Source organism: uncultured Microbacterium sp. (genome assembly GCF_947488465.1).
In the GTDB taxonomy this organism is placed as follows: Bacteria; Actinomycetota; Actinomycetes; order Actinomycetales; family Microbacteriaceae; genus Microbacterium.
In genome coordinates this window covers 479,111-492,911 of record NZ_CANKZA010000002.1, presented here as the reverse complement: position 1 = coordinate 492,911, position 13,801 = coordinate 479,111, and the positions used below count along the sequence as shown (strand labels likewise).

Sequence of the window (13,801 nt, the reverse complement as noted above, 5' to 3'; positions counted from 1 at the left end):
AGGGGGTGGGGGGCGCGCTTACCAGGTGGTCGTTTCGTACTTCTTGCCGTTGAGAACGACCCAGACCTGCTTGCCCGGGTAGCCCCAGTAGCACTGCAATTGCGTCTTCCCATTGGCGGGCAGGTAGACGGGGCCTTCCCAGGTGTTGAACTGCGAGCCGTCCCCGAAGCACTGGTACGTGTAGTTGCCCGCGGTGAAGTTCTCCGTGTTCACGAGGAAGTAGTTGCCGGCCGGCGCGGCGCCGCCGCGCGTCACGTAGGCACGAGGGGTGGGGGGTGGCGGCGCCGCCTGCGTCGTGGCGGAGGCGCTCGCCGTCGTGGTCTGCCCCGCGGCGCTCGTGCGCACGTCGATCCGGCGGGTCGCGCTGTACCCGACGTTGCGGGACTCGCTGCCGCTCGCGGCGACCGTCTTCCAGCCCTCGCCGTTGATGTTGACCTGCGTCGTGATGTCACGGCCGTTGCGAGCCGGCGAACTCCACGAGAACGTGATGCTCGTGCCGCTCGCCGAGGCGCCCGCGGACGGATTGCCGATCGGGCCGTAGGGTGCGACGGCGTTGGAGGTGTTCGAGGCCCCGCTGGCGAACGTCGACCCGTCGACGGTCGACACCGCGCGCACCCGGATCGTGTAGGTGCCGTTGTTGTTGACCTGGCCGTTGCCGATCGTGCCGACACCACCGTTGCCGCCGGTGACCCAGTCGCTTCGCCACGCGTTCGTGCCGACGGAGTACTCGTAGCGCACCTCGCCCGACGCCGCGCCGTTGGTTGCGCCGGCTGTCCACGTCACCCCGACCTGGTTGTTTCCCTCGGTCGCAGCGACGCCCGTCGGGGCCGACGGCGCCGTTACTCCTCGGCGCGGCGCCGAAGCGGGGCTGTACGCACCCCGACCGGCCTTGTTGTGCGCGCGCACGTCGAACGTGTAGTTCGTGGTCGACGTGTCCACGACGACTGCCTGGCTGGTCTGCCCGGCCGGCACCGAAATGGTCTTGACGATCGTCACGCCTTGGATCACCCGCAGTTCGTACCCGGAGATCGCATCGCCATTGGCGGCGGGCTGGTTCCAATTCACCTGGATCTGCGCTTGCGAGCCGACCGGGTCGATCAGGGACGTCGTCGGCGCGGCCGGGGCCGACGGCGGGGCCGCCGGGACCATCGAGGACGACCAGGGGCTGAACTCACTCGGCTCCGGCGCGCGGTTGTGAGCGCGGACACGCACTTGGTACGGAACACCGTTCTCGAGCCCCTCCCACACGGTGCTCGTGCCGGTGAGGCCGGTCTTCTGCACCACGCCGGACGGCGGAGCCGGCGAGATCTCCAGCGTGTAGCTCTCGACCGGCGAGCCCTCCGTGCGCGGCACGGTCCACGACACGGCGAGACTCCGATCGCCGAATGCGAGAGTCGGCGGCGCCGGGGTATCGGGACGCACGTCGGGGCGCGCCGTCTCGGATGGCGCCGACGGGTCGGACACGCCGACCTTGTTGGTCGCCGTCACGACGAAGTTGTACTCGACGTTGTTGGTCAGGCCGTCGAGCGTGCACGTCGTCGACGCGCACTGCCGGGTGTACCCACCCGTGACCGAGCTGACCGTGTACCCGGTGATCGGCGATCCGTTGTCGATCGGCGGCGTCCACGCGAGGATCACGGTGCGGCTCTGCACGGTCGTGACGACCGGCTTGCCCGGCGCGTCCGGTCGCCCCTGAACCGTGATGCGGATGCGGCCCTCGGCCGCGCGGTCAACGTCTTCGGTCGCGTCGAGCACCTGATAGCGCACGACGATCGTGCCAACGAAGTCCGCAGCGCTCGTGACCTCGACCCGGTCGCCGTTCGGCCTGACCGTCGCGTCGCCCGTCTCCAGCACGGTCCCGGCGATCTTCAGGGGCGTCTCCGGGAACGGGTTCACGTCGTTTGCCAGCACCGGCACCGACTCGGTGGAGCCTTGATCGGACTCGGCGATGACATCGTCGTTGACACTCGCGAGCTCGCGGGTGGATGCTGTCACCTCCACCGAGATGGTCGCCCGGGCAGGCTCGGTCTCGCCGTCATCGGCGGTGACGGCGAGCTGCACGCGGGTGCCCTTGGCCGTATCGGTCGCCGCGGCGACCCGCAGGATCGTCCCCTCGACAGACGCTGTGAGACCGTCGGGCGCTCCGCCGACGAGGGCGAACCGGAGGGCGCCCTGGTCGGCGGGATCGGGGTCTGTTGCGAGCGAGGCCAGGTCGAGGGAAGCGGCATCCTCCCCCGGCGCGACGCTCATCGAGGCGCCGACCATCGTCGGGGGCTGGTTGTCCGGGGGCAGCACCGTGATCGGGATCGTCAGTGTCGCCTTGCGCCCCTCGGGGTCATCGGGGCCGGTGCCATCGGTGACTTCGAACGTCAGCGCGTCCGACCCGTAATAGCGGTCCGCCGACGTGTAGACGAGCGTGGTCTGGTCCTTGATCAAGCCAGCGCCGTCGGCATGCACGGCAGAGACCTTCGCAGCCTCGGTGAGGACGACGCTCTTCCCGCCGGCGGCACGAACGTAGTCGGCGAGCGGCAACTCGATCGTTTCGCCGCTGTCCACTTCGACCGGGGTCGTCGAGATGAGCGATGGGGGCAGTTCCTGCAGCGCCGGCACGCGGATGAACGCCGACGCGGTCTGACCGTCTTCGTCGGTGACGGTGTACGTGATCAGCTGCGGATCGGCGGCGACCGTGACATCGACCGCTCCGTCACGGCTAACGGTCGCCGTGCCCGCACCGGTGCCGAGCGTGACGCGCAGCGCGTTCTTCGTGCCGTCGGGGTCGTCGTCGTTCTCGAGCACGACGACACTCGCGGTCCCGTCGTCCTGCACATCTTCGGCGCGCACGCGATCATCGCGCGCGATCGGCCGCAGGAGCGGCACGTCGTCGTCGACCGTGATCTGCACACTCGTCGTCGCCCGCAGTCCGCGAGCGTCGGCGACCGAGTACTGCAGCGAGGTGTTCATCTCCTCTTCCGGCGCGGTGATCAGCAGGTAAGCGCCGTTGACTTCGGCATCCAGCCCCGCCACATCGGGCAGGGTGATCGTGTCGTCGGGCGCGAAACCGAACTCGTCACCGTCCGGGTCGGAGTCGTTATCGAGCACGGGCAACGCGACTTGGCGACCGGGGCGCATGACGACCGAGTCGCGGACGGCGTAGGGCGCCTGGTTGTTGGTCGAAGCGGGGGCGATGCCGATCTGGATCGATGCAGTGCCCTCCTTGCCGAGCGCATCGCGCACGCGATAGCTGAATGCATCGACACCCGCGGCCTCATCGAACGCCTCGTAGACGAAGTAGTTCGATCCGATCTCGGAGATGCGGCCCTTCGTCGGCGCCTCCGCGAGGCCGACCAGTTCGACCGAATCGCCATCCTCGTCGATCCCATCAAGCGCCACCGGAATCTGCACGCGCGATCCGCTGAGCGTCCGAGCCGTGAGATCCCGCGGCCGCGGCGCCGCGTTGGCCTCGTCGTTGCGCGGGAGGATCTGAATGGTGACGTAGCCCGCGTCGCGTTGACCGGTGGTATCCACGGCCTGATACGTCAGGTAAACGGTCTTCGGCTCGGATGCCGCCCGGAAGCGCACCACATCCTCCGAGACGAATGCCTCACCGTCGGCCGGGTCGACCAGCGGCTCGACGAGGTCTGGATCGACATGGATCGTGTCGCCGTTGGGGTGATAGTCGTTGTCGAGCACCGGGATCGTCACGGTGTCACCCGCGCGGACGATGACCTGGTCGTCGTTGGCCACCGGCGGGCGCAGTCTGCTCGGCGCAGGGATCGGGATCACGACGATCTCCCCCGAGGCCGATTGTGCGCCGTTGGAGATCGTGTAGGCCACCCGGATCTGCTGGTCGATCGAGGCGAGGTCGGTGATGCGGACCGTCTCGTGGCCGAGGACGGCCGCGGCCACGCCCGACCCGCTCTCCACCGAGACCGACTGGACGACCAGGATTCCGCCGGAGGGGTCGGTGTCGTTGGCGAGGACGTTCACGAGCACCTCGCCCCCGGCCGGGAGGAGGGCGATGTCGCGCACCGCGATCGGCGGCGACTCCTCCGTCGTCTCGGGGAGCACGTCGATGCGCACGAGACCGGGCACCGAGTTCGGGCCCGTCGAGACGAGGTAGGGAACGTAGTAGGTGTCCGCAATGTCGGAGACGAACGTGAACGACTTGTCCGTGAAGTCGGGGACGATCGTCGCCCCTTCGACCTCATCGACGCGCGTCAAGCGGAGCTGTTCGCTGCCCGAACTCGTGTCGTTGACGAGCGGCGTGACGGTCGCCGAGCGGCCGACGCGGGTCACGACGTGGTCGGCGTTCGTGACCGGGAGGGTCGTGCCGAGCGGGCGGATGTCGTAGCGCGCGATGCCGGCGCCGTTGCCGTTGCCGTCATTCGCGCCGTCGGAGACGATGACCGGGACATCCTTGCGGCCCTGCAGGCCGCCGATCGCGCGGTACGTGATCTGCCCGTCCGACGTGAAGTCGGCCTCGTCGCCGCCGTCGGGAACGACGTCGAGCAGGAAGATATCGTCGCCGTCCGGGTCGATCCAGTCGGGAAGGATGTTGTATGACGCGGTTCCGCCGGTTTCCACCGTGATCGGCGTCGTGCGCTTCTGCACCGGCGGGGAGTTCTCCTCCCACGGGCTCACCGTCACGGTGACGCTCGCGGTCGCCGTTCCCCCGCGCCCGTCGTCGGCGACGTAGGTGAAGCTCGTCGATCCGGTCGCATCCTCATCGACCGTGATCTGGAGGGCCGCACCGTTGTTGATCGGCTCGATACGGCCGAAGCCGGGGACCTTCTCGACCGCGGCGACGAGCACGTCACCGTCGGCGTCGGTGTCGTTGTCGAGCACCGTGAGCACGGTGGTCGAACCCGGACGGATGCCGAACTGGTCGTCGACGGCGATCGGCACGGTGTTCTGCTCGGTGCGCTCGGGGAGAGTGGTCTGGACCGTCTCTTCGGTCGTCTCCTCTTCTTCCTCACCGTCGCCTTCGGGCGGGGTGATGTCCTGCCAGTTGTCGACGCGCTGCATGCTGTCGCTGGCCATCCAGGCGGCGCCGCCGAACATGTCGTTGAGCACGACGACGTCGCGGTTCACGCGATAGCGCAGGATGCTGGTCGCCTCGATCCCGGGCACCTCGTCGGCGCGGTCGTCGGTCTCGCCCGCGCAATCACGGACGTAGCGACCCGAGCCCGACCACGCGCCGTATGCGCACCCGGCAACGTAGACCGGAGTCGCGGCCGTGCCCTCGGCGCCGCCCGTGTCGACCGTGACGGGCTCGCCGTCGCCGTTCACGGGCACGCGCACGAGAGCCGTCGGGGTGGCGAGCGTGAGGGAGTCCGTCGTGTCGGAGGGCTGTTGCAGGGTCGCGTCCCTCGGAACCTCGCGGCGCGAGCCGTCTTCGCCGTACAGGGTCGCCGCCTCGCTGTCGAGCACGTATCCGGCCGGACCGAGCGCCGTGACAGTGAGCGTCGCGTTCTTCGCGACGCCCTCAAGACCGCGCTCAGAAGTCTGCGCGATTGTGCCGTCACCGCTCGGGCCGTACGTCGTGACCGTCGCTTTCTCGGCCGACGCCGCGTGGACCACGCCGTCGAGGCCCACGGCGACCTGAGCGCCCTTGCCGAGTTCTGCAAGAGGATCGGTCGACGCCGGTTGGAAACCGGAAACCGCCGTGAACGGCATGGCCCAGAGGGCCCCGTCTGCGTCGAGTACGGCGACGACGCCACCGTTCATCGCGACGGTGGAGCCGGAGGGAAGGTCAGCGTTGTCGCTCAGCGCGACACGCACCGGGTCGACGGCGGTCATGGTCGAATCGGCAGTGTCGACGACGAGGACTTCCGCCGCGGACTGCTGAATGTCGTAGGTCGCTGAGGCGGTCCGGAGGCCGCCGTCGAGAAGGCGGGATTCGTTGTTGAAGTGCCCCACGAGCAGGCTCGACTGTTTGGTCAGCCAGACACCGCCGTCGTTGAGGTCGACTTCGGTGGTCGGTTTGCCGTCGTAGGTCACGGCGAAGAATCCAACCGTCAGCGCCGCCACGGTGACGACCGACGTTGAGACAACAGCGCGCGGACGCGCGCGAAGCCACGCAAAGGCCTTCACTTGGGCTCGCTCCCCCCGGGCGGTCAGTTGCGTGGCGTCGGGACCTGTTGCTGAAGCAGGCGCACACTGGGTGTGTCGATGACTCAGACAGACTACGTCAGGGTTGCGTGCTCTCCCAACCGGTGAGGATGGGCAGAACTGCCCATGCGCTGATCTCAGCGCTGCGCATGGCCGATCAGCGGCCGACGTACGCCTCGAGGTGCTGCGCGGTCAGCGTGTCGCCGCCGGTTACGAGGTCTTCGGGCGTGCCCTCGAAGACGATCCGTCCGCCGTCGCGGCCGGCGCCGGGACCGAGGTCGATGATCCAGTCCGCGTGGGCCATGACCGCCTGATGGTGCTCGATCACGATGACCGAGTTGCCGGCATCCACCAATCGGTCCAGAAGCGCCAGGAGGTTGTCGACGTCGGCGAGGTGGAGCCCCGTCGTCGGTTCGTCGAGAACGTAGATCGCCCCCTTCTTGGCCATGGAGATCGCGAGTTTCAACCGTTGCCGCTCGCCGCCGGAGAGTGTGTTGAGGGACTGACCGAGTGTGAGGTAGCCGAGGCCGACGTCGACCATCCGCCCGAGCGTCGTGTGCGCGGGGCCCGTCGGGAAGAAGTCCGCCGCTTCGGAGGCCGACAGCGCCAGCACCTCGGCGATGTTCTTGCCGTTGAGGGTGTATTCGAGGACATCGTCACTGAATCCGCTGCCCTCGCACAGTTCACACCGCGTCTCGACGCTCTGCGTGAACCCGAGGTTCGTGATGATGACGCCAAGGCCCTTGCACGCAGGGCACGCGCCCTCCGAGTTCGCGCTGAACAGGGCGGGCTTGACTCCGTTGGCCTTCGCAAAACTCTTGCGGATGTCGTCGAGGATGCCCGTGTAGGTCGCTGGGCTACTGCGCCGCGACCCGCGGATCGGCGCCTGATCGACGACCACCACATCGTCGAACCTCGGAACATTGCCGTGGATGAGCGAGGACTTGCCGGAACCTGCCACACCCGTGATCACCGTGAGGATGCCGAGGGGCACATCGACGTCGACGCCCTGCAGGTTGTGCTGGCGTGCCCCGCGGATCTCGAGATGACCCGTGGCTGTGCGCGTGTGCGCCTTGAGCGATGCGCGATGATCGAAGTGCCGGCCGGTCACCGTGTCGGAGGCGCGGAGCCCCGCGACGTCACCCTCGAACATGATCCGCCCACCGTGGCGCCCGGCGCCCGGACCGAGGTCGACGACGTGATCGGCGATCGCGATCACCTCGGGCTTGTGCTCGACGACGAGCACGGTGTTGCCCTTGTCACGCAGCCCCTGGAGCAGATCGTTCATGCGCTGGATGTCGTGCGGGTGCAAGCCCGCGGTCGGCTCGTCGAAGACATAGGTGACATCGGTGAGGCTCGATCTGAGGTGGCGGATCATCTTGGTGCGCTGCGCTTCGCCGCCCGAGAGGGTGCCGCTGGAACGGTCGAGCGAGAGGTACCCCAGCCCGATCGCGACGAAGGAGTCGAGGGTCTGTCGGAGTCCGGAGACGAGCGGCCCGACGGCGGGGTCGTCGATCCGGCCCACCCAGGCGGCGAGGTCGGTGATCTGCATCGCGGCGGCATCGGCGATGTTGACGGTGCCGATCCTCGACGATCGCGCGCCCTCGTTCAGCCGAGTGCCGTCACATTCCGGGCACGGCATGAACTTCACAGCGCGGTCGACGAACGCGCGGATGTGCGGTTGCAGGCTGTCGCGGTCTTTCTGCATCATCGACTTCGTGAGCTTGGGGATCAGCCCCTCATAGGTCATGTTGATGTTCTGGATCTTGACCTTGACCGGCTCCTTGTAGAGAAGGTCAGCCAGCTCCTCCGCGGTGAAGTCGGCGATCGCCTTGTCGGCGTCGAAAAATCCGGACTCCGAGAAGCCGCGCACCATCCAGCCGTCGGCGTTGTAGCCCGGCACCGTGATCGCCCCGGCGTTCAGCGACCGCGACCGATCGATCACCTCGTCGAGGTCGATGTCGCTCACCTGGCCGAGGCCCTCGCAGTGCGGACACATGCCGCCGGTGATCTCGAATGAGCGGCGCTCTTTCTTGCCCTTGTCCTTGCCCACGGCGATCGTCACCGCGCCGGCTCCCGAGACAGACGGGACGTTGAACGAGAACGCCTGCGGCGAGCCGACGTGCGGTTGTCCGATCCGGCTGAACAGCACCCGAAGCATCGCGTGGACGTCGGTCGCGGTGCCGACGGTCGAGCGGGCGTTCGCGCCCATCCGCTCCTGATCGACGATGATCGCGGGACTTATGTTCTCCAGCGCATCGACATCCGGGCGGCTGAGCTGCCCCATGAACTGCTGCACGAACGTCGGATACGTCTCGTTGATCAGCCGCTGGGATTCGCTCGCGATCGTGCCGAACACGAGGCTCGACTTTCCCGATCCACTGACTCCGGTGAACACCGTCAGGCGCCGCTTGGGGATCTCGACATCGACGCCCGTGAGGTTGTTCTCCCGCGCACCGATGACGCGGATCATCTCGTGCGAATCAGCGATGTGCTCTGAGGCCATGCGCACAGTCTGCCCGCCGGTGCCGACATCCGCACCGTGTGATCACGGTGGAGTCAGGCATCCGCGCGATGGCACCCCGTGAGGTGATCGTCGACCATGCCCGCAGACTGCATGAGGGCATACATCGTCGTCGGCCCGACGAAGCGAAAGCCGGCCTTCCGCAGCGCTTTGCTCATCGCCTCGGATGCCGGTGTGGTCGCCGGGACGTCGGCGAACGACGCAGGGCGCGAGTGGGATGCCGGTGCGAACGACCACATCAGCGCATCGAACTCGCCGGGGGCCATCTCGAGAAGCAGCCGGGCGTTGGAGATCGTGGCGAGGATCTTCGCCCGGTTGCGGATGATGCCGGCATCCCCCATCAGACGCTCGACATCATCGTCACCGAACGCGGCGACCACCTCGGGCTCGAACCCGGCGAACACCTCCCGGAAGTGCGGGCGCTTGCGCAGGATCGTGATCCACGACAGCCCGGCTTGGAAGCCCTCGAGCGCCATCTTCTCGAAGAGCGCACGGTCGCCGCGCAGCGGTCGACCCCACTCCTCATCGTGATAGCGGCGGTACTCGGCGTCGTCGCCGACCCACGCGCAGCGCGCGAGTCCATCCGGCCCGATCAGCAGGTCACTCATCCCGCCACGCTAGCCGTGTGGTGCGACACCGGCGGTCGCTGCTCGCCGGCCGAAGTCCAGCATCCCGCGCACGAGCGCCGCAGAGTGTCGCGATCTCCGCACCGAAACCCCCTCCTCGCTGCGGAGATCGCAACATTTTGCGAAGATGGTGCCGGACGGCGGGGCGGGATGCCGGAGATGGTGGGGCAGCATCCCCCGGCGGCCGGGCCGGGGGCTACTTCTTCTTCAGGGACTTCTCCGACACCGGCGCATCATCCGACGCGGCCAGCGCGGCGAAGTAGGCGCGGGCCTCGTCCTGGCGCGCCTGCTCGGCGCCGGAGGCGATGGGCGCGCGCACGTGCTCGGGAGCGAAACCGTAGCCATCGACCAGGTCTTGCGCGTGCGGGCGGAGCCGCAGGCACAGGCGGTCGATGTACTTCGACACCGACGCCGCGCGCTGCGTCGACAGACGCCCGTGGATGAGGTGCCACGCGAGGTGCTTCTCGATCAGCGACAACCCGAACAGGTCACGCAGCCACGTGAGCACCTGCAGGGTTCCGTCATCCTCGACAGCGGTCAGGCCATCGGTGAAGGCCTCCCACTGCAGCAGCTCGGCGTGCGCCCGCGCCGCCTCGATGAGCTCGGCCTGGTTGGCGTTGAAGATCGCGGCCGCGTCGGCGGGTGACGCCTTGGATGCTGCGCGCAACCGACCGGCGATATCCTCCACCATCTGCTGCACACGACCCGCCAGCAGGTCGTGCTGCTGGTCGGCGCGAAGCCCCAGCTCGACCGAACGTGCCGTCGAGCCGAAATCGGCGACCGCCTGCCCGAACTGGCGCAGGCCCGCACCGTGGAAGACCTTGCCGGCCGTCTGGCGCGCGGCGAACGACGCGAGCTTCGCCGCATCCGCTCCCTTGAACTGCTTCGCGAAGTCGGCGAGCAGGCGCTTCCCGACGAGTTGGAGGAGCACATTGTTGTCCCCCTCGAAGGTCACGTAGACATCGAGGTCCTGGTGCAGCCCGACGAGCCGGTTCTCGGCGAGGAAGCCGGAACCGCCGCACGCCTCGCGGCATTCCTGGATCGTGTCCAGGGCGTTCCACGTCGACAGCGGCTTGAGCGCGGCGGCGAGAGTCTCGAGGTCTTCGCGTTCCTCCGCCGTGTCATTGCGGCCGGAGAAGACGGCGTCGAACTTGCGGAGCAGCTCGTCGTTGGCGAAGAACTGGGCGTAGTTCTGCGCGAGCAGCGGAAGCAGACGGCGCTGATGCTTGCCGTAGTCGAGGAGGACGACCTCATCGCTCCCCGATCCCGAGTCGAACTGGCGGCGCTGACCCGCGTATGTGAGCGCGATGTACAGCGCGAGTGCGGTGCCCGTCGTGGCCGCGCCGTCGAGCGAAACGCGTCCCTGGACGAGCGCGCCGAGCATCGTGAAGAAGCGTCGCCCGGGGCTCGAGATTTCGCTCGAATAGCTGCCGTCGGCCGCGACGTCACCGTAGCGGTTGAGCAGATTGAACCGAGGGATGCGGACGTGATCGAAGTGGAGTCGACCGTTGTCGATGCCGTTGAGGCCACCCTTCACGCCGTCATCCTCGCCGCCGACGCCGGGGAGGAACCCGCCGTCGTCATCGCGGAGCGGCACGAAGAAGCAGTGCACGCCGTAGTTGACCCCGCCGGTGATGAGCTGCGCGAACACCGTCGCGGCCTTGCCGTGCAGGGCTGCGTTGCCGAGGTAGTCCTTCCACGCGCCGCGGAAGGGCGTGTGGATGACGAACTCTTCGGTCTCGGGGTCGTAGGTCGCCGTCGTACCGATCGCCGCGACATCCGATCCGTGACCGGTCTCGGTCATCGCAAACGCGCCCGGAAGGTCGAGTTGGATGACATCGCGGAGCCACCTGTCGTGGTGCGCTTTGGTGCCGAGCTGATAGATGGCGGAGCCGAACAGGCCCCACTGCACGCCCGACTTGATCTGGAGGCTGGGGTCGGCAAGGACCAAGTCCATGAACCCGGCCAGGTTGCCGCCGCTGTTCTCGAGCCCGCCGTACTCCTTGGGGAACGCGCGGCGCGAGCCGTTGTTCTCGACGAGCAGACGCAGCTGCCCGAGCGTGCGCTCGCGGTGCTCTGCCATCGGTTGGCCCTCGATACGCCAGAACGCCGGGTCCTTGATGAGTTCCCGGGCTTCGAGGCGCACGTCGCCCCACGTGCCGAGCAGCAGATCGGTCACCGTGTCGACGTCGATACGGGCCTCGTGCGCCTCGGCGGCCGAATGCGCGACGGTCGGCGCCCCGCCGGCGGGCGTGCGCTTGTTGGTGGCGGGCTTCTTCGGGCGGACGGCGGCGTCGGTCATCGGCGGAACTCCCTGTACGAACGGGCAGACAAGATCACTGTCGACGGTAGGAGTCGCACAACACCCCTGCAAGTACGTTGCCGATCGCCACAATCACGAGCACACCCGCGTGCAGGGAGAGTTGTATGACACCCACACCCATGGATGCTGAGACTCAGTCTCACGCGACCTCATGCCGCGGCGACGACCGCCAGAACTGCGTCGCCGTAGGCCTCGCGCTTCTTCGCGCCGATCCCGGTGATGCCGTCGAGGTCGTCGAGTGTCCGCGGACGAGTCTCGGCGAGAGCCCGCAGGGTCGCGTCGCCGAAGATGATGTAGGCCGGCATCCCCTGCTCTTTCGCGACACCCGCTCGCCACGCGCGGAGGGCCTCGAACAGGTCGATGTCGCCGTCGGCAACGTCGGCGGATGCTGCGGCCTTGCGCACGCGTGCGGCCCCGCCGCTGCGGCCGAGCACGTCCCGCCGGAGCGGCACCGCGGCCTCACCACGGAGCACGGCGGCCCCCTCGTCGCCGACGGCGAGCACACCGTAGTCGCCCTGCGCGACGACGATTCCTCGCGCCAGCAATTGGCGGATCACGCTCCGCCAATCCTGGTCGCTCAGGTCGGCACCCAGTCCATAGGTGCTGAGCGCGTCGTGTCCCTGCTGCCGGATCCGCTCGGTGGATGCTCCTCGCAGGATGTCGACGAGGTGGCCCGCGCCGAAGGCCTGATTGCGCTCGCGCTTGAGTCGGATGATCGTGGAGAGGAGCTTCTGCGCGGGGACGAGTCCGTCCCACGTGTCGGCCGGGGTGAGGCACGTGTCGCAGTTGCCGCACGGGTCGGAGGACTGCCCGAAGTAGCCGAGCAGGTTCTGCCGTCGGCACGCGACGGTTTCGCAGAGGGCGAGCATGGCGTCGAGGTGTTGACCCATGCGCTGCTTGTAGCTGCGATCGCCGGGAGACTGATCGATCAGACGGCGTTGTTGGACGACGTCGCCCAGTCCGTAGGCCATCCATGCCACCGCGGGCTCGCCGTCGCGGCCCGCGCGACCGGTCTCTTGGTAGTAGCCCTCGACGGATTTCGGCAGGTCGATGTGCGCGACGAAGCGCACATCGGGTTTGTCGATCCCCATCCCGAACGCGATCGTCGCGACCATCACGACGCCGTCTTCCCGCAGGAAGCGTTCTTGGTTGCGGGCACGGATGCTGGCATCCAGCCCCGCATGGTAGGGCAGCGCGTCGATCCCCTGCGTCCGGAGATACTCGGCAGTCTGCTCGACCGACTTGCGACTGAGCGCGTAGACGATGCCGCAGACGCCCTCGCCGGCGGACCGGACGAACTGGACGAGCTGGCGCCGCGGATCGACCTTCGGCTCGATGCGGTACTGGATGTTCGGCCGGTCGAAGCTCGCGACGAAGTGGCGGGCGTCGGGGAGCCGCAGGCGTTCGGTCAGCTCGGCGTGCGTCTCTCGCGTCGCGGTGGCGGTCAAGGCCATCCGCGGGACGCCGGGGAACCGCTCGGCCAAATCGCCGAGTGCGAGGTAGTCCGGCCGGAAGTCGTGACCCCACTGGCTCACACAGTGCGCTTCGTCGATCGCGATGACGCTGAGCTGGCCTTGCTGCAGGAGACGGGTGGTCGCGGCGGAACTGAGGCGCTCGGGAGCGACATAGATCAGATCGAGCTCGCCCGCGAGGTAGGCCTGCTCGATCTCTGCGCGCTCGGGAGCGGACTGGGTCGAGTTCAGGTAGGCGGCGCGCACACCGTTCGCGACCAGGGCGTCGACCTGATCGTGCATGAGGGCGATGAGCGGGCTGATCACGAGCCCCGTGCCGGGACGCACGAGCGCCGGCACTTGATACGTGATCGACTTGCCGCCACCGGTCGGCATCAAAACCACCGCATCGCCGCCCGCGATCACGTGCTGAACGATGTCGTCCTGATCGCCGCGGAACGCGTCGTAGCCGAAGACCTCTTTCAACACCGCGCGCGGATCGGCACCCGTGTGCGGACGGCGATCGGGCTGCGGTGGCCGCGGCGATGCCGGTAGCGAAGGCGCCTGCGCAGCGGCTGGCGCGGGACGCTGCTCACGACGCGCGGGTGCGGGCTGATCACGGGTCACGCGAGCAAGTGCGGCGCCATAGCCGTCGAACTCCGGCGGCGGGGGCGCGTCGTGGTCATCGGGAGGGGTCAGATCGTCGACGTCCCACGGCACATCGGCGTAGGGATCGGCTGACATACTCACCGGTCCAGGCTAACCG

The 13,801-nt window shown here is 68.1% G+C and carries 5 protein-coding genes; all 5 read right to left on the bottom strand.

Annotation, left to right across the window (positions count from 1 at the left end):
* Nucleotides 1-18 precede the first annotated feature (18 nt).
* Nucleotides 19-6,093, bottom strand: coding sequence for an Ig-like domain-containing protein (locus tag Q0653_RS07400; protein ID WP_298943850.1), 6,075 nt, complete (start codon nt 6,091-6,093; stop codon nt 19-21).
* A gap of 175 nt (nt 6,094-6,268) precedes the next feature.
* A complete protein-coding gene (locus Q0653_RS07395; protein ID WP_298943848.1) occupies nt 6,269-8,617 on the bottom strand; it encodes an excinuclease ABC subunit UvrA in 2,349 nt (782 codons plus the stop codon).
* Between the two features lie 53 nt (nt 8,618-8,670).
* Complete coding sequence (locus tag Q0653_RS07390) at nt 8,671-9,243, bottom strand: DNA-3-methyladenine glycosylase I (RefSeq protein WP_298744537.1); 573 nt, start codon at nt 9,241-9,243, stop codon at nt 8,671-8,673.
* Nucleotides 9,244-9,457: 214 nt separating this feature from the next.
* Nucleotides 9,458-11,563 (bottom strand): acyl-CoA dehydrogenase, encoded by a 2,106-nt coding sequence (locus Q0653_RS07385; RefSeq protein ID WP_298943846.1) that lies wholly within the window; start codon nt 11,561-11,563, stop codon nt 9,458-9,460.
* Between the two features lie 170 nt (nt 11,564-11,733).
* Complete coding sequence (gene recQ, locus Q0653_RS07380) at nt 11,734-13,779, bottom strand: DNA helicase RecQ (protein WP_298744605.1); 2,046 nt, start codon at nt 13,777-13,779, stop codon at nt 11,734-11,736.
* Between the last annotated feature and the right edge of the window lie 22 nt (nt 13,780-13,801).